At 63.8% G+C, this 22,577-nt stretch carries 16 protein-coding genes; 2 read left to right on the forward strand and 14 right to left on the reverse strand.

Features of this window, described 5'->3' with window-relative positions:
- Positions 1–23 precede the first annotated feature (23 nt).
- The gene (locus tag QTI51_RS30340) at positions 24–1,598 is read right to left on the reverse strand and encodes a M48 family metalloprotease (RefSeq protein ID WP_116910404.1); all 1,575 of its coding nucleotides are present in this window, start codon (positions 1,596–1,598) and stop codon (positions 24–26) included.
- Positions 1,599–1,721: 123 nt separating this feature from the next.
- Here QTI51_RS30340 and moaC point away from each other — a divergent pair, with 123 nt between their 5' ends.
- Complete coding sequence (gene moaC, locus QTI51_RS30345) at positions 1,722–2,213, forward strand: cyclic pyranopterin monophosphate synthase MoaC (protein ID WP_116910504.1); 492 nt, start codon at positions 1,722–1,724, stop codon at positions 2,211–2,213.
- Positions 2,214–2,223: 10 nt separating this feature from the next.
- Here the strand turns inward: moaC and QTI51_RS30350 are convergent, their stop codons facing one another.
- Positions 2,224–3,903 (reverse strand): PglL family O-oligosaccharyltransferase, encoded by a 1,680-nt coding sequence (locus tag QTI51_RS30350; protein WP_286517109.1) that lies wholly within the window; start codon positions 3,901–3,903, stop codon positions 2,224–2,226.
- A 134-nt stretch (positions 3,904–4,037) separates the two neighbouring features.
- On the opposite strand from QTI51_RS30350, the gene QTI51_RS30355 reads away from it, so the two are divergent.
- Positions 4,038–4,373: a hypothetical protein gene (locus QTI51_RS30355; protein ID WP_116910406.1), complete on the forward strand. Its 336-nt coding sequence runs from the start codon at positions 4,038–4,040 to the stop codon at positions 4,371–4,373.
- A gap of 3 nt (positions 4,374–4,376) precedes the next feature.
- Here the strand turns inward: QTI51_RS30355 and QTI51_RS30360 are convergent, their stop codons facing one another.
- From QTI51_RS30360 to QTI51_RS30420, 12 genes are all read right to left on the reverse strand, one after another.
- On the reverse strand, positions 4,377–4,760 hold the full coding sequence (locus tag QTI51_RS30360) for an energy transducer TonB (protein ID WP_165840361.1): 384 nt from the start codon (positions 4,758–4,760) through the stop codon (positions 4,377–4,379).
- Positions 4,761–5,164: 404 nt separating this feature from the next.
- Positions 5,165–11,917: a PilC/PilY family type IV pilus protein gene (locus QTI51_RS30365; protein ID WP_116910408.1), complete on the reverse strand. Its 6,753-nt coding sequence runs from the start codon at positions 11,915–11,917 to the stop codon at positions 5,165–5,167.
- Positions 11,918–11,928: 11 nt separating this feature from the next.
- Positions 11,929–12,504, reverse strand: coding sequence for a pilus assembly PilX family protein (locus QTI51_RS30370; protein WP_132748845.1), 576 nt, complete (start codon positions 12,502–12,504; stop codon positions 11,929–11,931).
- Positions 12,501–13,706: a PilW family protein gene (locus QTI51_RS30375; RefSeq protein ID WP_165840362.1), complete on the reverse strand. Its 1,206-nt coding sequence runs from the start codon at positions 13,704–13,706 to the stop codon at positions 12,501–12,503. The genes QTI51_RS30370 and QTI51_RS30375 overlap by 4 nt, the downstream gene beginning before the upstream one ends.
- Before the next feature lie 10 nt (positions 13,707–13,716).
- Positions 13,717–14,268 carry a PilV family protein gene (locus tag QTI51_RS30380; protein ID WP_132748843.1) on the reverse strand — a complete coding sequence of 184 codons (552 nt, stop codon included), beginning with the start codon at positions 14,266–14,268 and terminating at the stop codon, positions 13,717–13,719.
- A complete protein-coding gene (locus QTI51_RS30385) occupies positions 14,262–14,855 on the reverse strand; it encodes a GspH/FimT family pseudopilin (protein WP_116910412.1) in 594 nt (197 codons plus the stop codon). The genes QTI51_RS30380 and QTI51_RS30385 overlap by 7 nt, the downstream gene beginning before the upstream one ends.
- The gene (locus QTI51_RS30390; RefSeq protein WP_116910413.1) at positions 14,849–15,304 is read right to left on the reverse strand and encodes a type IV pilin protein; all 456 of its coding nucleotides are present in this window, start codon (positions 15,302–15,304) and stop codon (positions 14,849–14,851) included. The genes QTI51_RS30385 and QTI51_RS30390 overlap by 7 nt, the downstream gene beginning before the upstream one ends.
- A 631-nt stretch (positions 15,305–15,935) precedes the next feature.
- Positions 15,936–17,798: a sulfatase-like hydrolase/transferase gene (locus tag QTI51_RS30395; RefSeq protein ID WP_286547670.1), complete on the reverse strand. Its 1,863-nt coding sequence runs from the start codon at positions 17,796–17,798 to the stop codon at positions 15,936–15,938.
- Between the two features lie 37 nt (positions 17,799–17,835).
- Positions 17,836–18,537, reverse strand: a complete 702-nt coding sequence (locus tag QTI51_RS30400) for a class I SAM-dependent methyltransferase (protein ID WP_116910415.1) — start codon at positions 18,535–18,537, stop codon at positions 17,836–17,838.
- A gap of 226 nt (positions 18,538–18,763) precedes the next feature.
- Positions 18,764–19,249: a pilin gene (locus QTI51_RS30405; protein ID WP_116910416.1), complete on the reverse strand. Its 486-nt coding sequence runs from the start codon at positions 19,247–19,249 to the stop codon at positions 18,764–18,766.
- 208 nt (positions 19,250–19,457) lie between these two features.
- Positions 19,458–20,261, reverse strand: coding sequence for an MBL fold metallo-hydrolase (locus QTI51_RS30415; protein ID WP_116910417.1), 804 nt, complete (start codon positions 20,259–20,261; stop codon positions 19,458–19,460).
- A 29-nt stretch (positions 20,262–20,290) separates the two neighbouring features.
- Positions 20,291–22,552 carry a CHASE2 domain-containing protein gene (locus QTI51_RS30420; protein WP_116910418.1) on the reverse strand — a complete coding sequence of 754 codons (2,262 nt, stop codon included), beginning with the start codon at positions 22,550–22,552 and terminating at the stop codon, positions 20,291–20,293.
- Positions 22,553–22,577: the final 25 nt, after the last annotated feature.

The raw sequence follows: 22,577 nt of genomic DNA on the forward strand, positions 1-22,577 counted from the left end.
AAGCGGCGGCTCCGCCGCAGCGCTCATTTGAGAGGCGGCTCCGCCGCCTGCTCCTTCACCAACGCCTCCACCGCCCGCGCGCGCGTGTCGATGATCGACGCCTCGTAGTGGTCGACCACCTTCGACTGCCGCACCAGTTCCTGCGCGGCCTTGAAGCGGTCGCGCGCGGCCGGGTAGTCGAGGATGGCGACGTTGGCTTCCGCATCGGCACGCACCGCGCGCAGCGTGTCGCCTTCGGCGCCATAAAGGTTGCCCAGCGCGCGCCACACGGTGGCATCGCGCGGCGTGGCGGCCACCCAGTCGCGCAGCACCGGAATCATCGGAGCGGGCTGGTGCATGGCGGTCGCGGCTTCGGCGGCCAACAGCATCTCCGGGCGCTCCTTCGACTTGGGGTCCAGCAGCGCGGCCGCCTTGGGCGCCGCGCCCGCGGCCAGCTCGATCTCCGCGCCGAGCCAGCGCGCCTGCTTCGCCGCGGCGGGGTTCTCGGCCGTGCGCGCCGTCAGGCGTTCGGCCATCGCGCGGGCGGTCTTGTACTCGCGCATTTCCTTGGCCGACAGCGCGGCCGCGTACAGCGTGCCGGCCTGCTGGGCGGGGGAGCTTTTCGCGAACTCGCCGCTGTTGGCCGCGTCGATCCACTGGCGAAGCACATCGACGCCGGGGCGCGTCAGCACGCGGGCGCGCGAGGCGATCATGGCGTGGTCCATGGCCAGCGGCAGCGGCGGCACGGTGTCCATGCGGAACTGGAAGCGGCCCTGCATGTCGGAGATGCGCTCGGTGGTCAGGGGGTGGCTGCGCAGGTAGGGAAACGAGCCGTTGTCGTTCAGGCGCGAGGCGTACTGCAGCTTCTCGAACATGGCGGCGGCGCCCTGCGGCGCAAAGCCCGCCTGCGTCATCACGCCGAAGCCGATGCGGTCGGCCTCGCGCTCCATGTCGCGCGAGAAGTTCAGCTGGTTCTGCGCGAACATCGCCTGGCTGCCCATCATCACGGCCTGCCCGGCGTCGCCGCTGCGGCTTCGGCCGGCGGCGATCATCCCGAGGATGAGCCCCGCGATCATCAGCGGCATCTGCTTGCCCTGCTTGTCCATCATGCGGGAGATGTGGCGCTGCGTGACGTGCGAGAGCTCGTGGCCCAGCACCGTGGCCAGCTCGTCGCGGCTGCCCACCGTGGCGACCAGCCCCAGGTTCAGCCCCAGGTAGCCGCCGGGCAGCGCGAAGGCGTTGATGTTGCGGTCGCGCCCCAGCAGGATGGTCCAGGCAAAGCGCTCGTCGAGCTCGGGCGTGAGCTCGCCGCGGGTGCGCGCGGCGGCCAGCAGGCGCTGCCAGATCTCCTGCACGTAGGCCGCGATGACCGGGTCGTCGATGTAGTCGGTGTCGCGGTACAGCTCGCGGGCAATCTGGTCGCCCAGGTGGCGTTCGGCGCTGGCCGTCATTTCGCCGCCGTCGCCCATGCCGGGCAGCACCTGCTGGATCTGTTGCATCTGCGCCAGCGCAGGGGCGGGCAGCAGCGCCTGCGAAGCGATCAGGAAGGCCGTGCACAGCGGCCGCAGCGCGGTCGCCGGCTGGCGTTTTCGGGGGCGTTCGGGAGTCAAGCGCGGCATTCCTCGTCAGTGGCTCGGGCTCGTATGATGCACCTTCGAACCGATCGTTCAACCACCCCCGTACGCAAGCCGTACGGCACTTTTTCGGCCACTTGTCCGTCACTTGTCCGCCACTTGTCCGCCATGAGCACTCTCACCCATTTCGACGCACAGGGGCAGGCCCACATGGTCGACGTCGCCGGCAAGCCCGCCACCCACCGCGTGGCCGTGGCCACCGGGCGCATCGAGATGCAGGCCGCCACGCTGGCGCTGATCGAGTCGGGCACCGCCAAGAAGGGCGACGTGCTCGGCATTGCGCGCATTGCCGGCATCCAGGCCGCCAAGAAGACCAGCGACCTGATTCCCCTGTGCCACCCGCTGGCGCTCACCCGCGTGGCGGTGGCGTTCGCGCTGGCCGACGCGGGCAACACGCCGCAGGTGGCGTGCACGGCCACCGTCGAGACCGTGGGGCCGACCGGCGTGGAAATGGAGGCGCTCACCGCCGTGCAGGTGGCGCTCCTGACCATCTACGACATGTGCAAGGCGGTCGACCGGGGGATGCGGATCACCGACGTGCATGTGCTGGAAAAGCACGGGGGCAAATCGGGCAGCTGGACGGTGGGCCCCGCCGCGTAGCGCCCTGCGGCTACGGCGCGGACGCTTCCGCGGGCCTTGCCGGTGCGCCTTTCAGCCAGTGTGCGAACTCCTTCGGAAACGCATCGCTGAAGCGCGCCGCCTGCGCCCTGGCCTCGTCCTCGAGGCCGAGCATCTCGGCACTTTCGATCAGCTTGACGATGACCCGCGGCTCCGGCGAGAAGTGGATCACCCGCAGCGCCATCGCATGCATCTCGGCCGCGTTGGCGCGCGTGACGGTGGTCAGCGTCAGCTCCGCGAATTCGGCCTGGCGGGCAAACAACCAGGTTCCGCGCACCTTGGCGAGCGTGTCGTCCTCGTAGGCCGGAAGCCGTTCGTCGCGCGGCAGGTAGATCTGGCTCACGCGAACGTAGTCCCAGCTGGCGCACGCGACCACCAGCAACAGCACGCCCGCGGCCAGCGAGGACAGCGCCGGCCGCACCGCCACGCCGGCCTTGCCCGGCCACAGCACACCCAGGCACAGCCCCAAGACCAGCTGGAACGGCCCGTACCAGAGCGGATATTCGAGCAGGCTGTGCAGCACGATCGCGCCCAGCATGCCCCAGGCCATGAGCCGGGTCGGGTCGCGCTCGCGCCAGGGCCGCGCGGCCAGCACCAGCCACAGGAAGCCGCCGCAGATCAGCACCGCGGCGGGAACGCCCAGCTCCACGGCCAGGTGCAGCGGCAGGTTGTGCGCGTTGTCCAGGATCTCGACGAAGCGCGCGCCGGGGTACTGGGTGCTGTAGTGCGCAAAGCTGAGCTCGCCCCAGCCCCAGCCGGTCCAGGGGCGCTCGCCGATCAGCGTGAGCACGTTGTGCCAGAGGATCAGCCGGCCGTGGTCGTCGGGCGCGCCGGTCTGCAGGCGCTGGAGCATGCTTTCGACGCCGGCGCCGCTGCCGCCGGCCATCAATTGGACCAGTTGGGGCAGCGTCCAGGCGACCAGGAAATAGAGCGGAATGATCGACAGCAGGAGCAGCGGCGAGGGCAGGCGCAGGTGTGAGGCGGCGCCTGCCTGCGTGCGCCAGCCCTGGCGCTCCCGCCTGGCGATGAAGCTGGCCACGCCGACGATCGACAGCAACTGCAGCAGGCCCGTGCGCGAGGTCGAGGCGGCCGCGGCGACCAAGAGCAGCAGCGCCGCGGCGACCAGGGCGCGTCGCGTGCGTAGCGATGGATTGGTGGCGTAGAGCCACAGCGCCGCGACCCAGGCCATGCTGATCAGCGTGGCGAACTGGTTGCGCTGGCGCAGGTTGCCGTAGGCCTGGCCCAGGGCGGGAGAGGTGGTCCAGGGGACGAGGGGGTCGGCGAGGCCGTAGTACTGGAGGAGGCCGAGGACGGCGCTGAGGAGGCCCGCGGCGAGGATGCCCCAGGCCAGGGCGGCGCCCCCTCGCCCTTGCCCTTGAGCGGCGCTCGGCATGCGCGCGCCCACCATGGCTGCCAATGCGACGGTCACCATCACGACGCAGGCGGGGAGCCAGTAGCCCGCCTCGCCGCGGAATGCCGCGATGCAAATTGCGCAGAGCAAGAGCCAGCACAGCACGCGGCGGCTGGGCACCTTGCCTCTGGCGTCGCCCGCGCAGAGCAGGAACGCGATGCAAGCCCAGGTGCAAAGCAGCTGCCAGACATTGACGGACGGGCCGGCCACCCACGGCGCCAGGAAAGGAAGGGCGATCAGCGCCGCGCTGGAGAAGGGCATTGGCGGAATTGTGCAGCGCCGCGCCGAACAGGCGTCCAAGGCTTCACCAGCAACAACGCGAGCGGCTCGATCGGCGAGCCGAGAAACCGGCGTTCGTTTGTATGATCCGGAAGTTTTTCCTGCCAGGGCCTGAAATGCAGAAGTCTCTATTCGCGGCAAGCCTCTTTGCTCTCCTCTCCCATGCCGCTTTCGCCAACACGCTCAGCGACAAGGTCGATGCGATGTCCGAGAACGGACGTCGCAACTTCATCTCCACGCTGGTTCAGCAAAGTGGTGCACAGTGCCCCGCCGTGCAGCGCGTGTTCTTCCAGGGGCTGCTGGACAAGGCGGCGGTATGGAACGTGCGGTGCAGCGGCAAGAACGCCGACTTCGGCATCGTCTTCTACGACGACCAGGCCAACACCACGCGTGTGATGCCCTGCGCGCAGCTCAAGGAACTGGGCGCGCCCGGTTGCTTCAAGAAGTTCTGAGTTTCAACGTGAGGGCGGGGCCTGCAGCGGCGTTTCCGCTCCGGAAACCGCCATGCCTGTGGCGCTGAACTGCACCGCCACCCGCATGCGCGCCGCCGTAGGCACACCGGCACGCATGCCCGGCGAAAAACGCGTGCTGACGAAGGCACCGATGGCCGAGGCCTCGAACATCCCGGGCGGCGTCGCCTCGATGACCTTGACGTTCTCCACGGCACCGCTGCTGCCGATCAACAGCTCCAACACCACTTCGCCCGTGCGCATGCCGGCGCTCGGCGGATACGCCAGGCGGATCTCGGTGAGCGGGCGCGGCGGCGGATCGAGTTCGGAGGCGGGCAGGTAGGCTGCGGCAGCGCTCGCAGACGCGACCACGCCGACCTCGGGTTGCATGGGTGCGGACTGGGGCGTCGATTCGACGGCAGCAGCGGCAGGTGACTCGGCAGGTGTGCTCCTTGCCGGTTGTGTCGGTGTCGGTGTCGGTGTCGGTGCTTCGGGCACCGGCGCAGCAGCCGCCTCGCGAGCGGGCAACCGAGGGCTCGGTTCGCTGTGCTCTTTCACAGGCTGTGGCTCTGCCTCCGGCTCGGGCGCAGGCAGGTCCGGCGGCGGGGGCGGCGCGCTGACCGGCATCGTGGCCGGCTCGGCAGGCATCGGCAGCAAGCGCGCTTCTATCACCTGCACCTTCGACTGCGACGCCACCGGCGGCCGCGGCCATGCCGCATACAGCAGCGCCGCGTGCAACACGACCGACCCCAGCACCGCGGCGGACAGGGACCGGCGCGGCGCCGGGAGCAAACTCAACGCACCAGCTCGCGCCAGCTGACCCGCTTGCCTTGCGGCGGCGGGCTGCCGACCGGGATGCCCATCGACAGGGGAACACCCGACGCATCGCGTCCCAGGGCCCGGAACGTGCCGTTCGGCAGTCCGAGGATGCCAAGGCCCACCACCACGGAATTGCCGAAGAACGGCACCGAGGTCACCCGGTTCTCGCTGGAGCTGACCGGCAGGCCTGTGATGAGGTCGACATAGTTCAGCCAGCTGTAGCCACCGCCCGAGCACATCGTATTGCTCGGCACGTTGGACGCGAACACCAGGGTGCCGAGCACGCTTTGCATGTCCACGTTCACGCGCTCGCCGGTGTCGGGCAGGTCGATGTACCAACCCTTGGTCTGCGTGCAGGCACCGTCGCCGGTGGCCGCGCACTGGACCGTGCGCGTCGCCGTGCTGCCCGAGCCGGTCTGTACCAGTTGCAGGCCCCTCAGCTCGGTTCTCAGGTTGGAGTAAACCGACGGATCCACATTCGTCAGCGGATCCTGCATCGCGTAGACGGTCTGCGCGCTGGTATCGGTCAGGTCGTCCGTCGACAGCATCCGCCCGGTGGCAGTCAACACCATGGTGGTGCCACTGACCTCGGCCAGTTGCGGTCGCGTGGTGATCGGCTGCGGATTGCCGCTCTTGTCCTTCGCCGTCGCGAGCAGCGCCGCTTCGAAACCAGCCGGATCGAGCACGTTGTTGATGTCGAAGCGCCAGATGTTGCCCAGCAAGTCGGCACCGTAGGCGCGCTCGGCCGTGTTGTTCAACGCGTAGTTGTTCACGAAGATGTTGATCTCTCGCAGGCCGCTCGGCGTGTCCTTGCTCCCCGACGAGGTGGCGATGCGCTGGATGATCGCGCCGGTGCCGGCGTCGAGCACGTAGAGGTAGCCGCGGCCATCGCCGCTGACCGAGTTGTTGTAGCCCGAAGTGACCAGCACCACCCAGGTGCCGTTGCGCAGCTTGGTGATGATCGGGCGTCCGTAGGTCAGCCCCACGTTGCAATCCGAGGTCGCGCCGACCGGATTGGTCGCGCAGGCGGTGCTCATGTTGAACTCCCACATCGCACGGGGCGCCGTCGGATTGGTGACGTCCAGCGCGTAATAGCCGTTGCCGCCATGGCCCAGGCCGGCGACGACCATCGTGCGCCATTGGCCGCCGGTGCGCACGTCGCCTGCGATCGGCGAACCGTCGACGAAGAACTGGTGCTTGTCGGCATAGTTCATATCGGCCAGCGTCCACATGTTGGGCATTACCACTTGCGGAACGAAGGCCCACGCTTCCTGCCCGGCGTTGGCGTAGTTCGAGTCGGTGGAGCTGGCCGGCGCGTAGAAGGCATGCAGCATGCCGTCGTTGGCGCCCACGTACACCATGGGGGTACGCGCCTTGTTCGCGGTCTTGAACGCGTCGTAGTCGGCGTCCTGGAAGAACTGGCTGGGGGCCTTCACGTAGGCAGGCTGCGAGTTGACGATGTCGCCCAGCACGTGCGCCCGGGTCCGGTAGAGCTTGGCGGTGTTGGAGACGTAGCCTTCCCGCTTGCGCTGGCCACGCAAGTAGTTCACCAGGTTCGCGCCAGTGGTAACGCTGCGCTGGTCGATGGTGCCGGAGCTGCCGTCGCTCATGAACGGATACTGGCTCAGGCCGGTGGTGATGGCGGTGCTGGTGAACGCCGCCTTCATGGCGGTGGTCAACCCGGTCGAGGCGCTGCCGGTGGGCAGGCCGCTCGTGGTGTCGCAGGCGCTGGTATTCCAGGTGAAGTCGACCAGGTTGTTGGTCGCCGGATCGCGTGCGTAGATTTTCCGGTTGTCGCACTCATCGCTCACCTTGGCGTCCAGCAGCCCGCGCCCGGACCATTTCACCGTCGTCGACAGGTTGCCGGTCGTGAGGTCCACCTCTTGCGCCAGCAATTCGCCGGTCCAGTCCAGCGTGGTGAAGCTGCCGGTGTAGGCGATGTTGTCACCCGCGGTCGGCGTGAGGCTGGAAACCGATGCACCCGCGCCGGCACCGGCTTGCGCCTTGATGCCCGAGAGCGCTTCCTTCAGCCCGTCGACCACCGACTGGGGATCGCGCGCGCTGAAGTACTTGCCGCGGCCATTCACCGCCGTGTGCCAGAAATCGTCGATGGAGCGCGGGTCGTTGTATTGCAGCTGCGACAGGTTCGTGCCGTTCGGCCAGATCGGCCAGTTGACCGGTGGCGTGTTTTCGTAGCTGCGAATTTTCGAGAAGTCGCCCGTGGTCGCGCTCTTGTAGTTCTCCTGGTAGCTCAGATTGCCCGAGACGCCCAGGCCCACGACGAAGGTCGTCATGTGCTGCCACGGTGCGCGGTCGTCCTCGATGCCTTCGCCCAGGCGCGGAATGTCGTTCGACATGCCGGGGCGCAGGTCGGTGATGTAGTAGTACTGCGCCACGTCGGCGAGGGAGTCGACGCTGCCCTGGATGCCGCTGCCGGTCACGGTGCCCTTGGTCGTCGTCGTCCCGCCCCAGGCGCCGGACACATCGACCACCGGCGGCGAGGCGGGGCTGGCGTAGCAGACATTGCCCACGTCCGCCCAGTCCGTTTCCTCCGTCGTCTTGTTGCGCACGCTGGAATCGATGGCCGTGCCACCGCTCACGTCATAGGTGGCGGTGATGGTCTGCGTGCGGCTCTGCACCTTGGTGCCGGGAATGGACACGCAGGTGGTGGAGGTATATCCGTTGCTGGCGGTCGGTTCGACCGGCGAGCAACTCGTCACGCGGTCCGGCCCCTGCGTGTTCGCGCTGCAGGTGGTGGTGAGGAAGCTGGAATCCGTGCCGGGCGTGCACGCCGCCACAGGCGTCGGGCTGGTCGTTACCGTGGCGCAGCTCACAACGGGCAACACGCCGCGCGGCGAGGGCACGCATGCTCCCGAGGCCACGCCCACCGTCGTATCGGTGGCGGTGCAGGTGGTGCGCGTGAAGTTGTTGGCGCTCGTTGGTGCTTCGCTGGTGCAGGCCGTGCCTGGTGCCAGTTGCTGCGGCTGCGAGGTGTTGACCGAGCAGCTGGTGACCTTGAAGTTGGCGTCCACGCCGTCCGTGCACGCGGCGACCAGGGCCGGGCCTGTGTTCACGGTGTTGCAGCTGGTCGTGGTGAAGTTGCCGCTCGTGCCAGGCGTGCAGGTGCCTTGCGCGACGAAGGTCGGCCCCGTCGTGACCGTGTTGCAGCTGATCTGCTTGAAGCCATTGTCCGAGGTCGGCGCCTGGGCCACGCAAGTGCCGGCAGCCACGCCGACAACCGGGCTCGCGGACACGCAGTTGATCGTCATGTAGCCGTTGGCTTGCGTCGGCTGTTGCGCCGAGCAGGTTCCGGGAACCACGTTGGTCACCGGCGTGTTGTTGGTCGAGCACGTCGTGATGGTGAAGTTGGCCGACGTGCCGGGCGTGCAGCTGGCCACCGGCGCGGGCGTCGTCGGGCCATTCATCGCGCAGGTCGTCGCCGTCCAGGCGTTCGCCAGGCTGGCGGGCACGGGCGTACAACTGTTCAGCAGTACCCCGGTAGGCCCGGTCGTGACCGCGGCCGGGCAGGAGATCGTCACCCAGTTGTTGCCGGCGTTGCCAGTCTGGGCCGCGCAGGAGCCCGGCGGGGTCGGCACCGTTTCGGTGTGCTGGTTGCAGAAGGTGGCGGTGTTGCCGTTGCCGGGGCCGGCATTCACCGGCGTGCATGTGCCCACGTTGACTTCGGGCGTGTCCACGTTGCTGCAGCTCGTGATGACCCAGTTGGTGCTGGCATCGCCGCCTGGCGTGCACGAGGCGACCAGCGTCGGGCCTGTAACGGCCGTGGTGCACGTGACGACCGTCGCACCGGTCGCGTTGGGGACGCAGGACGACACCGGCACGTTGGACTCGACCGTGGGCGTGCAGGTGGTGACGACGCCGGCACTGTCAGTGCCTGCCACGCACGCGGTCGCCTGGACACGCGTCGTGGTGGGGGGCGAGCTCTGCTGGCACTGGCGCTCGAGGAAGTTGTTGAGGGCAGTCGGAGATTGCGCGACGCAGCTCGTCGCGGTGGTCCAGGCCGTGTAGGCGGTGCCGCCGCAGGAAGTCCGCAGGAAGCCGTTCGCGCTCGTCGGGGTCACCGCGTTGCAAGTGTCAACGTTCTTGGTCGGGGTCACGGTCTCCACCGGGGTCTCGCACACGGTTTCGGTGAAGTTGGGCGAGCTTCCACCACTGTTGCTGCAACTGGCTGCAGCGGTCCTGGCGGTCGTCTGGACGGTATTGCAGGAAGTGGACGTGAAGTTGTTGCTCGAGCTTGCCGACGCGAACACGCACGATGCCTTTGAGGCGACCTTGGTGGTGGTCGTATTCGGTGCCGGGCAGGTGGTCGTGGTGTTGTTGTTGGCGGAGGTCGGTCCTGACGCCGTGCAACTCGCCACGGGCGTAGGGCCACTGACGATGGGGTCGCACGTGGTGACAGCCTTCGTCGACGGATTGGTGCCGGGCGTGCACGCGGTCACGAAGGTCTTGACGGGCGGAATCGAGGTGGAATCGCAGAAGGTCTGGGTAAAGGTCGAGTCGGTACCGGGGGTGCACGAAGCAACATTCGTCGTCTGCGACCGGTTTTGCGAGCAGCTCACCGTCGTCCAGCTGTTGCTGGCGCTCGCGGTCACTGGGGTGCAACTCGCAGCTGGAACAAAGCCGGTGTCTCGTGAGCGCGAGCAATCGACGCTGACGTAGTTGTTGCCGGAGTTGGCCGATTGCGGCGTGCAGCTTTGAACGGCGGTCACAGCGGACTGCTGCGTCGTGCAGGTCGTCGCCACCCAGTTGTTGCTGGCGGAAGCCGGCTGCGCAGTGCACGATGCGACAGGCGTCGGGCCCGTCCTGAGGGTCAGGCAAGAAATATTGCCGGCGCTGGTGCAAGACTGCACGGGGGTCGTCGTTTCGGTCGCGCCGTTGTACGCCAGCGTCTGCGTGGTCGACTGAAGGTACTGCGTGGTTTGCTGGAACGGTTGTACCGTTTTCTGCAACGGCTGAATCGTGTACGTCTGCGTCGTGGTGACGGTCTGCTGCATCTGGCTCTTCGTCTGCAGGGCCTGCGACGTCGACTTGGTCGTCGTCTGCTGCGTGTACCACTGGCGCGTTTGCGTGAGGGTCTGCGTGCGCGTGCGCGTCTGGGTCTGGGTCTGCGACTTCAGCGTGTAGGAAGACGTCTGCAGATTCTGCAGAGTGCTCTTGTAGACCTTGCGCGTGCCCTGGCCCCACCACGTGCGGGTGAGCAGTTCCTGGCGCGTCGAGCGGGTCTGCTGCTGTGTGCTGGCCAGGTTCTGCAGGCTCTCGCGCGTTTGCGTGCTCGTCGTCTTCCGGTCCTGCGTCGTGGAGCGGCTGGTCTGCACGGTCGAAGCGTAGATCTGCTCGGTGGCCTTCGTCAGCGACTGGGTGCGCTGCGTCGGTTGCGAGGTAGCACGCGACACCACCGAGATCGTGCGGAAGAACTCGCCGCTGTCGCAAGGCATGTAGCGGTTCATCGACGACGTCGTCGTGTCCGTGCGGCTGCCGGTCGTGGTGCCGTCCCAGATGGGTCGATGCGTATACAACAGCGGATCGAAGCGGTCCAGGATCGTCTTGGAGGTGAGGTTGCCGTCCTGGTTGCCCACGCGCGTAACCCCGTCGACGCCCACTGGACCGCGCGTTTCCTGCGCGGTGTTCCAGTAACCGTCCGTGGTCATGATGGTGAAGTTCTGCTGGCAGGTGTAGCGCACCGGGTCGGGCGTCATCTCGGCGTTGATGCCGTCGGTGCGGCCGGCATAGTGGCGGCCCACCCGGGCTAGGCCTTCGCGCGCCGGCGACGAGCCATCGGGCGTCTGTCCGTACAGCTTGGCGTACCACGCGGCCTTTTGCGTGTCGTTGAAGTCGTCGATCGCCAGGTACTTGGTGGGGTTCACGCCGCTGTCGGCATTGCTCGAATCGCGCAGCGGGCTCATGCTGACCAGGCCGACGCGGAAGCCGTCGTTGATCGGGTTGAACGCAAGGCTGATGCTGCTCTTCACCATCGCCATGCGGGTGCGATAGAAGGTGTACCAGATCGCGAAATTTCGGCGTTCGTCGGCCCCGGCCGCGCCGGTGCCCGAGCCGGAGGTGACCAGCTTGCGGCGCCACAGGCCACCCGTGGTGTTGGCCGTGACATTCGATTGGGTCAGGTTGACGCCCGAGAAGCGCACGCTCTCCATGTCGGTGCAGGGCGCGGCGTCGTACCTCAGGGTTTGCGTGCCTTCGTACGTGTAGTAGTACGCGGCCTGCGCCGGGTCTTCGGCGTCATTGGCAACCTGCAGCTGGCGCGTGTTGCGGTCGTAGGCCCTGAAGCTGGTGGCCAGGTTGGTGGTGGCCGTGCCGGACGAATAGAAGTCGTAGCGTGCAGCCCCGAAGTCGACATTGGTCGGTGGGTTCACCAGGTAGTAGCCGTCGGCGCCGCGCGGCACCTCGTACACCTTGGCCGGGTCGTAATACAGCGCGTTGCACTGCGCGCTGCGATAGCCGATGGGCATCTCGTAGCTCGGATCGCCGCCGGGAAACTCCAGCTCGTCGGGCATGTGCGTGAAAGCCATGGACCGCGAGGTGTCCATCAGCAGCATCACGTTCGGCTTGGGCACGGCCTGCCCCGTGCCCGCGACGGGCACGGTGGACAGTTGCGTCTGCGCCGCCTGCACGTCGGTCGTCGACGCTCCGTTCCCCCACAGGAGCGCGCCGGCGATGGCCGACACGGCCACCGCAAAAACCTTGGAGCGATTCATTTCCCCTGCCCTCATAGCATGATTACTTGTGTGTAGCTGACAGCGCCGCGCACCCCGTCCACGCGGGCGGTGATGCGGTAGTACGGCGACTTGGGCGCCACGAAGCCCCCTTCGACTCCGCCTCCGGTTCCCAGTCCGCTGGCCGATTGCGGAATGACGCACTTCTGCGTGACTTCGGTGGCCGGGCCGGGCATGGCGCACAGACGGTGGATCACGTAACGCACACGGTTGCCCGTGCCGTCGTTCGCGGTCGCTTCCTTGGCGTTCGACCAGTCGTAGGTCATCGGGTTGAACGTCTCGTCCCACGTGGCGAAGTACGCTTCGGCGGGAACGTCGGCGTTGAGCACATTGGGGGCCGTGCGCTGGTTGTAGACCCAGTTGAAGGCCGCCTCGGTGCCCAGGTCGGCCAGCGAGGTTGCGTTCTGCTTGAAGCCGACGTTGCCGGCAATTTCCACGCCGGTGCCGCTGGTGCGGAACATCAGCAAGCCCGAGATCGTCATCACCACCAGAACGACCAGCGCGATGATCAGGACGATGCCGCGTTGCGCACTTGTGCGCAACGAACCGCGTGCGCGATTTGCTCTCATTGGGTCACTCCCCAGATCATGTTGCGCAAGGGCACGACGGTGTCGTACACCCGGTACCGGTAGTTGCGCCAGTTGTTGGCCGCGGCGTCGCCGTTGATGGCGGAGGCGCCGTCGCCCGAATCGTCGGTGTTGTCGACGTTCCTCATCGGGAAGGCGATCGAGCCGTTGGCCCACTTGGGCGCCGACGCGGTCACCGGCACCGCCGTGCCCGACTCCACGTTCGGACGCTCGAATTGCCGGCTGCGAATGAGCAGGCCGAAACGCACGGCGAGCAGCCGGGCGTAGTTGGGGGTCGGACCGGGCAGTGTGTCGTACCACTCGCCGGTACCGATGACACCATCGCCCGAGGCGTCGTAGCCGTACTGTGCCTTGAGCGTGACAACGTCCGTGACCACATCGGACGCATTCACCTCATCTTCGAACAGGCTGTTGTAGCGCGTGAGCGACTGGCGGCTCGGGTTGACTTTCCACACCGTCAAGGCGGGCGCCATCCCCAGGTTGAATAGGACACCGGAGGTGATGTCAGTGCCGGTGCCGCCGGCCTTGTTCATCGTTGCCGTCTTGTTCAGACCTTGGTTGGTCGTATAGATAAATGCCTCTTTGTGCTCGACGGCATTCGGATCGGAGCTGGAAAGCCCCGTGATCTCCACCAGGTTGCAACTGCCGGTGGCGGGATTGGCAGCAATGGCTTTGTCGCCGAGCAGGAAGCCCTCGCGCGACTTCAGCGAATTCGACTCCGCGGTCGACGACATGATTGGCTGGCTGGAAACGAAGTAGGACGAGTTGCCGTAGAGCACTCGGATCTCGTCTGGCTTGCCATCCGCCTTGATGATCTGGACAGGAGCGAGCTTGAAGGTGAAGGTCGGTGCCGCAAGGTCCTGGCTGAACGCCTTCACTGTGCAGCCCATCGCGCTGGTCGTGGGGTCTGCCGGGTCACCCCCGGCCGTACCGAAGCCGAAGCCCGCAAGCCGCAGGTCTCGGTCGAGCGCGAAGGCGCCCAGGGTGCCGCTGATCTGCGCGTCGTTGCCCGACCCGACGGAACGCTTGCGCGCGTCCCACAAGGTCTGCAGCTGCACGATGATGAGCACGCAGACCAGCCCGACGACCAGGCCGACCATCAGTTCGATCAGGGACACGCCGTGTTGCCGACGGGCGCGGTCGCGCCAGGAATGCGAGCGAGGATGCATGTCGTCTTTGCGCACGGCGCTTGTCTCAATTGATGAGGGTGGCAAAAACATGACGACGCTTCACGTCCGGTTGCGACGGGACCGTCCAGCACACCGTGACGGTCATCTTGTTGTACCCACCGGGGGTCGAATTGATGCGAATCTGCTGCATGAATTGCGTCGAGCCAGGCAAGCCGCCATGCGTCGCATCACGCACCGCAGCGACCCAGGCGGTCACCGTTTCGTTGGCTGCGGTTTTTCCCGAGAACTCGCAGTCGTCGCCATCTTGTTGATACTCGAAGGCGCCCAGCGACTCGGCCAACTTGGCGGCGCGCGTGACGGGGTCCACACCTGAGCGGCTTGCGCTGATCCAGGCCTCCTGGCCGATCTGGCTGGCCCATTGCGCGGCCAGGGTGCGGTACTCTGCATCGGACTGCGTGGTGACGGCCTGCGCACTCAGCCCCACCATGCCGAGGATGCCGAGCATGAACAGCAGGATGGCGACCACGGCCTCGATGAGGAACATGCCGCGTTGGCGCACCGCGCCCCGCATGGTTTTCGAATGCAACGACATCCGATTGAAATGACGCTTCAGCATTTGCGCGTGTCCCCCGCACCCGAAGCCCCGGGATCGCATAGGCGCACCTGTCCGCCTCCGCTGGCCAACACCCGCAGGCAGCGAGCCGAGCCGCCATCTTCCACGCAGGTTGCCCCTTGCTGTTTGAAATCTACAGTCGCCAGCGTCCCCACCAACGCGCCTGCAGCGTTGAAGCGAATGCTGCTGGAGGTGTGCGCATCGATAACGACAGAAGTCCCCTGGCCTGCACGCCCTCCCCCTTCGGCGCCCGCCTTGCCTTCGATGAACACATGCGGGTCTTCGGTCGTTTCCGGCGTCTGGCGCACCATCCAATTAGGTCCACTCGTGGTCAGCGCTGTGGTCTCCACATTTGACGCCAACGGGGAGGCGGTCGTGAGGATCAACTCCACCGGGATGTTCCTGCGAAGGGCTTCGCCGCGCGCTTGCTGCAAGGAGGCAACGAAGGCTTCCGCAGTGGCGAGGGTCTTCATGTTCTCGGCGTACTGGCGTATCGATGGCGCCGCCATGGCCGCCATCACCGCGAATATGACGAGCGTCACCATCAATTCGACGAGCGAGAAGCCGTCTTCTCGCTCGGTGGTCAGCATGTGCCACCCTTGCTGGTGATCCAGCAGCTGTCCGTTGGAGCACCTGTCCAGCCAGCACCCAATGTGCTGGTGCTGCGTGTGCCGTCGGCTTTCAAGGTGTATACGAAACCAGCCGTGGAGGTGTTATCCAATCCAGTAGCGGTGATCGTGTACGTCGTTGCAGTGGGAGTTCCGCAATCGAAACGGAAGCCTTTCGTGGTAGCCGGTTTTGCCGCTACGCTGCCGCTGAGACATGCATCCACAAATGTGCGATTGTCTTGAAAGAACTGTTCCATTCGGGGACGCATCCCAGCCAAGAGGCCCAGCGCCTCCGATACCCGCGCACGACGCACATAGTCGGAATACTGGGGAACCGCGATCGCAGCCAAGATGCCGATGATCACGACAACGATCATGAGTTCGATCAGCGTGAAGCCGGCGTTGCGACGGCGGGTTTTATGAGTGGTCATGCCGAGGCCCCAAGTCGCGCAGAGCGCGCGGAAACAAATGTGTATCTTTGTCTCCTAGCTTACTATTCCTTACGTTACAGAACGACGCCACTCATCCGGAAAAATGCGCCGTCCGTCGCGTCGAGGCTTCTTGACAAGCGGGTGAGGGGCTCACTTGCATCGATGAACAAGTCTAGAGTTAACGTGGATTCACGCGCGAGCGTCTTGGATACGCTCGGCCCGCCCTAAGTCTTTTCGTGAAGGCGGTCGGCACCAATAAGGCTGAGCGTCAACATGTCCACGTGAGAACCTTTTCAATTAAGCAGCCGCCCCTTGTTCAAGACATCGATCACTGAATTGAATTGCTCATCATTGGCTTTCGAAAACCAGACCATAAATATCTTGATTCTGTACTCGGAAGTAACGCTTCAGTAGTCGCGATTTGCGAAAAAAGAACTTATTAAAGAAATAAATTTGATTTTTCAGGGTCCAACATTTTATTTTTCACGCCAACCATCACCTCGAGCACTGCTTCTCGATTGACTAAGTCGACATATTTTGACCGTTGCATTTGAAATTCTTCGAAAAAACGACTAGCGCCCAAGATCTAGTTACTGCAAGTACTCCGGCCCGCCCTATTAAAAATTTCTTCTCAATGCGAAGCTGGCTTGTTCGCTCGACTCAATAGATTTTCTCTATATTCCGAAGCAAGTGCAGCGGATCGGTTGGCAAGTAATCTCCGCCACTCCTGCCGCTGCAAGTCATTTACTTTCGACTCTATGTTTTTTTGCTCTTCAGGATCACTCTGCAAATCAAAAGCAAATTCTTTGCCTTCGCGCAAATCAATCCAATACTTAAGCAAGGAATTTGGCAAGCGAGCATCAATCAATCCAATTTGCTGCGCTTGCTGGAAATAAACAACGCGAGGAACTGCTGGATCTTGAAGAGGCATCCCTTCCCATGTACTTGGTATCGGCATGCCCAAAGCCCGCAAAATAGTTGGCGCGACATCGATTTGAGAAGAGATTGAATGGGTCTCGAATTTCCCCGGGTCGGCATTGCCGAAGTTCATCAGCAAAAACGGGACGCGCACCGCTTCTTCCCAAACACTATGAGTATGAACATAGCGTCCTCGCTCACCTAAAGACTCGCCGTGATCCCCAGTGACAATGACCAAGGCATTTTGCAAATAACCTTGTTCCCTCAATTTTTTCAATAGGTCGCCTACTACACGGTCAACTTGCAGGACCCCTCGATCGTAAAAATTTGCAGCGAGCTCCGGCATATTTGAATTGCTGCTCCCCGACACGAGGCCGACATAACTTTGCTCTGGCCCAAAACTCGGCGTATCCTCGAAACGACTTCCCAATACGTGAGAAGACATCAAATGAAAATGAAACATTGTGGGAACGCCATCCCATCTAGCAAGCTCGTCCACGCGATTAATTAACAAGCGGTCATCGTTAATGTATCGTGTTGTCTGCGAGGCGCCATCGAAATAGCTGTCTACCGGGCCATACACATCTTTAAGCCCGTAAAAATTCGTGTGGTCTCCCGAAAATATTAAGTTTGTTCGATATCCGTTCTTCTTTAGCACTTCTTCCAAAGTAACTGGTTTTGTTGCTTGACGATCCAGATATCGAGAACTTGCAAGGCCGCGCAGACCACACGACGATTCATTACACACAGAAATTACCGATGTCGCGAGCGACATGTGTCCTTCATAGCGCAGCACTTCGAGGTTAGGCGTGGTTTTTCTTTTGTAACCCAACAACGAAAGATGATCTGCCCGAAGTGCATCGACAACAATCAAAATTACATTGCTATTTTTTGCCGCCTTCGATGCTACATAATTTGATCTAACCAATTCTTCGTCGCGATCAATGCGCGACGAGTGCAACAACTCCAATGGATGGCTCTGCATTGCAGTGGTTCCTTGCTCAGGAAAAATTCCTAAGCTGAATGGCTCGCCCAGCCGCCCCCAGCCGCGATCAGATAACGTAACTACCGAAATTGATGCAATGGCAATAAGCAGGCACGGTAAAGCGATAAAAACAACATTTGAAGTTTTTTCGCGAAGCTGCGGTATCCAATCGTAGCGGCTTAAAAACAAATAGACTGACAGCCAAGCAATACTGATGACCGCGGCCGATGCAACCATTGGAACCAAAGGGTGATAACCTAGCGCACCGAGAAATTCCGGGATTTGCTTGGCATAAGTGCTCGCCAAATCAACAGTAGTAACTCGCCCCCAATACTTCAGTCCAACCAACGCCAATACATAGCTTAAAAATAAGCAAAGCCCGACAAGCAACACCGCTATAGCCGAAACAGCTCGATAAATCTTCCCCTTCAATACCAACGAAGATAAAAGCCTAACTGCAGCAAGCGCGGCAAGAACATTCAATACCAAGCAAATATGCGGCTCGATCGCTGAAGCTGGCGCCCCAAAGCTATACAAGTAGATTATTAAAAAGACTACCGGGATAGACAAAAAAATGATCCACGACAACACCAATAGGCGAGCCGTGGACCACCAGGTCGTACTCTGATCACACATTTTTAATGTGGATTAATCGAGAAAGGGCGAATAAATTAGCAGGCGCCACCGATTGTAATTTCCAACTGTGACTGAGGATGTTTCGCTCATAGCTGAATTCCGATCGAAAGCCCAACCAACTAGAAAGCGGACGCGCTAGCGATTCAAGCCATCGCCACGAAGATTGACCGCTAAAGTGGTTGACGATTACGATATCTCCATCGGGTCGGCATACTCTACGTACTTCATTTACCAAACGATCAGGATTCGGAGTGACCGAAAGAACATATGGCAGGGTCACACAGTCAAATGAAGCATTCGGAAAATCCATGAGTTCAGCATCCATGGCATGCAAAACAATTCGATTTGAGTCCTGCGGCTGAATTCTTCGGTGTGCCACGGCCAACATTTCTTCTGAAACATCTACGCCAGTAATGTGGGAGTTCTTTGGGTATCGAGATAGGGTTAGACCTGTACCGACGCCAACTTCTAATATGCGGCGAGGCTCGAGCGTGGAGACCAGGCGCGTCATGGACTCACGACCAGGCCCTAGCGAAGCGCCAAATAAAATGTCATATATTGGCGCATAACGACGATAACTTCGCTCGACTTGCTCTTTGGACAAAGAGTCGCTATCGACAACCCCATTTTGTGCTGGAGTTTTTCCGCTCCTAAAAGGGGCGCTTTTATCAGCTTTATTTGAGTTCTGTCCCATACCACTATGATTATTTTAAGTGCCAAGGCTCAGCCGGCGTGAACCAGGCTCGCCTACATTTTTCGCTGTCAAGTGTTTCAGCGCATCCACTCGCCGATTGAGACTTGACGCATGCGAAAAGTCAATTCGACGACACGTCGAATTTCTCAAATCATAAAAATTGGCCTGCGGTTTTAGAGCTTAATAAAAAAGCCGCCCAAAGGCGGCTTTTTTAAAAAACGCGGAATTAGGTGCCAGTGCCGGTTGCAGCAGCGCCGATGTCCGTAGCGCAATCCTTCGGGCGAAGCTTGCTAGCGACGTTGGTTTGGCAAGCCCACGCACCGCTGGTACCACCAGTTGTGTCTGCAGTGCGAACCCATTGAATCTTCTGATCCTTGACTTGCGCATTGCCGATGATCGTGCAGGTCAACGTGGTCAGGCCGCTGGTAGCTACCGAGACAGTAATAGCGCAACGATTGGTGGTGGCAAGCGGCACACCGAGTGTCGTGACATCGGTGATTTCCGCCGTAATGCCGTCTGCTAGCTTCGTTTCAATATTTACCTTGGCGGGCGTGATTTCCGCGAGAGCGGAAGCCACCTGCGATTTGGCGATGTAATCCTGGTAGGCCGGCAGAGCCACAGCAGCCAAGATACCAATGATCGCCACGACGATCATCAATTCGATAAGGGTAAAGCCGGCCTGTGCGCGGCGGGCGAGGGTACGACGGTTCATGTGAACTAACTCCAGGTTGGTTGGTTGTTACGCCCGGGAACCTGCCCGGAGCGGAGTACCTTCCGCAGCAACTGTGCCAACCTGTTTTCAGTAGTTTACAAAGTTGAATTAGTGCATTTGTTCACACTTCGGTTACAGAGAGTGACACTTTTTGCCGTCATTCGCAACAACCCGTGACAAGTTTGTCACTCGTGCAGCGCCGCCAAACTCAAAACGTCAGCACCCCGTCCGCCTTCAACCACCGGATGTCCCGCTCGGCCAATCCCGCCACCTGCCGCGCTGCCAGCACCTCGATCTGGCTCATGATTTCCTCGGTCTCGGCCGGCTTGGTGTGCGTGATGTAGATGGGGTATCGCTTGCCAGGCTCGATCTGCGCCAGTTCATCCGCCAACACCGCGGGCGACAGGTGCAGGCTGCGTTCCGCCAGCACCTGCTCCCGGCTGCTGAACGCCGTCTCTATCACCAGCATGGCCACGTCCAGCGCGTTCACCCGTTCCCAGAACGGCGCGTTGCGTTCGGTGTCGCCGCTGAACACCCAGTGCGGGCCGCCATCGGCGCGTCGAATGGCGAAACCGCAGGCGGGCACGGTGTGCACGGCCGGGAGCACCTCGATGCGCTTGGGCTCGCGGCTACCGAGCGCCAGCACCTGCCCCACGGCGATGTCGTGGAAGGTGACGAACGGCGCCTCCAGGCTCGGAATGCTCTCGAAATCGGGCCAGATCACGTTGTTGAACACATGGGCGCGCAGGGCCTCGATGGTCGCGCGCAGCGCATGCACGCGCAGCGGCCGGGTGCGGCGGCTGCCGACGGCGTCGAGCATCAGGGGCAGCGCGGCGATGTGGTCGAGGTGGCTGTGGGTGAGCACCACGTCGTCGATGGCGGCCATCTCGTCGAGGGTGAGGTCCCCGACGCCGGTGCCGGCGTCCACGAGCAGGTCGGAGTCCACCAGAAACGAGGTGGTGCGGCAGCCTTTGGCGATGGCGCCCGAGCAACCCAGCACACGAACCTGCATTGTGAGAGACCCCTTGTGTGTGTCTGCCGTCATTTGGTTTCGAACCGGGTTGCGCCGTCCCAGTTCGGGTCTTGCGGGCGCAACGCCATCGAGGCTAAACGCTGGGCGTAGAGCTGGTAAAGGACTTTTTTGGCATCCGCCGCGAGCAGAGGCGCAAGCAGGTTGCGGCCGACGGCCCAATCCTGGCGGCGGTAGGCGGCAAGCACCTCGCTCCAGCGTTCGAGCAGCTGCCGGGTCTGCGCGACGGTCTCGGGGGTGCGCGCTGCCAGGGGGGTGAACACGGCCACGACCTGGGCCTTGCCCTTGACGCGCACGCTGTCCAGCTCTTGCCAGACGTGGTCGGGCGCGAGTTCGCGGGTGGCGCCGCTGGCCACGATCTCCACGCCGTAGTGCCCGCTCAGGCCCTCCAGGCGCGAGGCCAGGTTGACGGCGTCGCCCACCACGGTGTAGCTGCGGCGCGCGGCCGAGCCCATGTCGCCGACGCTCATCACGCCGCTGTTGATGCCGATGCCCACGCTGATCTCGGGCCGGCCGCTGGCGCGGTGCAGGCGGTTGATGTCGTGCACGGCGTCGGCCATGTCCAGCGCCGCCCGCACGGCGAGGGTGGCGTGCTCGGGCGTGTCGATGGGCGCGCCCCAGAAGGCCATGACGCAGTCGCCCATGTACTTGTCGACGGTGCCGCGGTGCGCGCTGATGACGTCGGTGAGCCGGCTGAACACGGTGTTGAGAAAGGCCTGCAGCTCGGCCGGCGGCATCTGCTCCGACAGGCGGGTGAAGTCGCGCATGTCGCAGAACAGCACGGTCATGGGCTTGCTCTCGGCGCGCATGCTGTAGCGGTCGGGGTGCACCAGCATCTCGTCGACCAGCTGGGGCGGCACGTAGGTGCCGAAGAGCCGCACCAGGCCGCGCCGCGCGTGCGACTCGACGAAATAGCCCCAGCTCATGTTCAGCGCGAAGGCCAGCGCGGTCATGGCCAGCGCCGACGCCAGCGGGAGCACGAGTCCGTGGGCCATGTAGAGCCAGGCGTTCACCCCGGCGAGTGCGGCGACGGTGCCCGCCGCCAGCAGCACGGCGCGCGGCGCCGACAGCAGCGACAGGCCGAAGGCCAGCACCAGCCCCGCCGTGAGCACGCCCAGCACCTCGTAGCCGGGCGCGTAGTCGGGCACGCTGAGCAGGCGGCGGTCGAGCAGGCCGGAGACCACGTTGGCGTGCACCTCGACCCCCGGAAAGGCGGCGTCCACCGGGGTGGCGCGCAGGTCCTGCAGGCCGGGCGCGGTCGCGCCGAGCAACACGATGCGGTCTTTCAGCTCGCCGGGCGCGAGCTTGCCCTCGAGCACGTCGGCGGCCGACACGTAGCGAAACGAGCCACCGTCCGGCCCGCCCGGCCCGCGAAACGGCACGCGCATGCTGGCGGTGCGGTCGACCGGCACACGCAGCGGGCCCAGCCGCAACGATTCGAGCCGCGGCGCGCCAGCGCCCGAGACGAAGGCCGGGTGCACGGCCGGCGCGCCGTTGGCGAGCCGGTAGACCGCCAGGGCGAGCGATTCGTAATAGCCGGGCTGCGCCTGGTCGCCCTCGTAGCGGGCCACGAGCGGCACGCTGCGGATCACGCCGTCGCCGTTGGCGCCCACCAGGGTATTGAGAAAGCCCGCCACCGGCGCGGCCTGCGCCAACGCCGGCAGGCTGGCGCCGAAGCCGTTCCAGCTGGTGCCATAGATAGCGGAAGTCCCGTTCGTGGGAAAGCTGTCGCCCGAAACCACGGGCGTGGCCGGCAACTGCCCCTTGGCCCGGGGCGGCTGCGTGCGGGTGAAGTAGTAGCCCAGCGCCACCGGCCGGCCCTTCAGCGCTTCGGCGAAGGTGGCGTCATGGTCCAGCGATGGGGCCAGCCGTTCGACCTCAGACGCCAGCCCGGGCATGCCCTTGAGCGGCCCGCCGGCCAGCTCGCGCAGGCGGTCGAGGCCGGAACTGCGGTCGGACTCGAGGAACATCACGTCGAAGCCGACCACCGCCGCCTGCTGGCGGGACAGCAGCTCGGTGGTGAGCGCGGCCATCTTGTCGCGCGCCCACGGCCATTGGCCCTGTCGCGCCAGGCTGGCGTCGTCGACGTCGACGATCACCACGCGCGTCTCGAGCGTGCGCGGCATGGTGGCGCGCAGGCGAATGTCGTAGATCAGCCGGTCGAGGCGTTCAAGGGCGCTCAGCGGCCAGGCGCCGGTGGCGTGGGCCAGGGCCAGCAGCAGCGGCAAGAGGGTGATGGCAATGCGCGGCCAGTGCCGCCGCAGCTCGCTCACGACACCCCGTCCAAGCGGGCGTTGC

Origin of the sequence: Variovorax sp. J22G73 (assembly GCF_030317035.1) — a bacterium.
Taxonomy (GTDB): Bacteria; Pseudomonadota; Gammaproteobacteria; order Burkholderiales; family Burkholderiaceae_C; genus Variovorax.

Excerpts from the sequence above, each read along its gene's own strand:
- QTI51_RS30340 (WP_116910404.1), bottom strand. The coding sequence starts at position 1,598 with ATGCCGCGCTTGACTCCCGAACGCCCCCGAAAACGCCAGCCGGCGACC.
- QTI51_RS30360 (WP_165840361.1), bottom strand. The coding sequence starts at position 4,760 with ATGCAACCCGAGGTCGGCGTGGTCGCGTCTGCGAGCGCTGCCGCAGCC.
- QTI51_RS30390 (WP_116910413.1), bottom strand. The coding sequence starts at position 15,304 with ATGACCACTCATAAAACCCGCCGTCGCAACGCCGGCTTCACGCTGATC.
- QTI51_RS30365 (WP_116910408.1), bottom strand. The coding sequence starts at position 11,917 with ATGAATCGCTCCAAGGTTTTTGCGGTGGCCGTGTCGGCCATCGCCGGC.
- QTI51_RS30405 (WP_116910416.1), bottom strand. The coding sequence starts at position 19,249 with ATGAACCGTCGTACCCTCGCCCGCCGCGCACAGGCCGGCTTTACCCTT.
- moaC (WP_116910504.1), top strand. The coding sequence starts at position 1,722 with ATGAGCACTCTCACCCATTTCGACGCACAGGGGCAGGCCCACATGGTC.
- QTI51_RS30400 (WP_116910415.1), bottom strand. The coding sequence starts at position 18,537 with ATGGGACAGAACTCAAATAAAGCTGATAAAAGCGCCCCTTTTAGGAGC.
- QTI51_RS30385 (WP_116910412.1), bottom strand. The coding sequence starts at position 14,855 with ATGCTGACCACCGAGCGAGAAGACGGCTTCTCGCTCGTCGAATTGATG.
- QTI51_RS30370 (WP_132748845.1), bottom strand. The coding sequence starts at position 12,504 with ATGAGAGCAAATCGCGCACGCGGTTCGTTGCGCACAAGTGCGCAACGC.
- QTI51_RS30350 (WP_286517109.1), bottom strand. The coding sequence starts at position 3,903 with ATGCCCTTCTCCAGCGCGGCGCTGATCGCCCTTCCTTTCCTGGCGCCG.
- QTI51_RS30380 (WP_132748843.1), bottom strand. The coding sequence starts at position 14,268 with ATGCTGAAGCGTCATTTCAATCGGATGTCGTTGCATTCGAAAACCATG.
- QTI51_RS30355 (WP_116910406.1), top strand. The coding sequence starts at position 4,038 with ATGCAGAAGTCTCTATTCGCGGCAAGCCTCTTTGCTCTCCTCTCCCAT.
- QTI51_RS30415 (WP_116910417.1), bottom strand. The coding sequence starts at position 20,261 with ATGCAGGTTCGTGTGCTGGGTTGCTCGGGCGCCATCGCCAAAGGCTGC.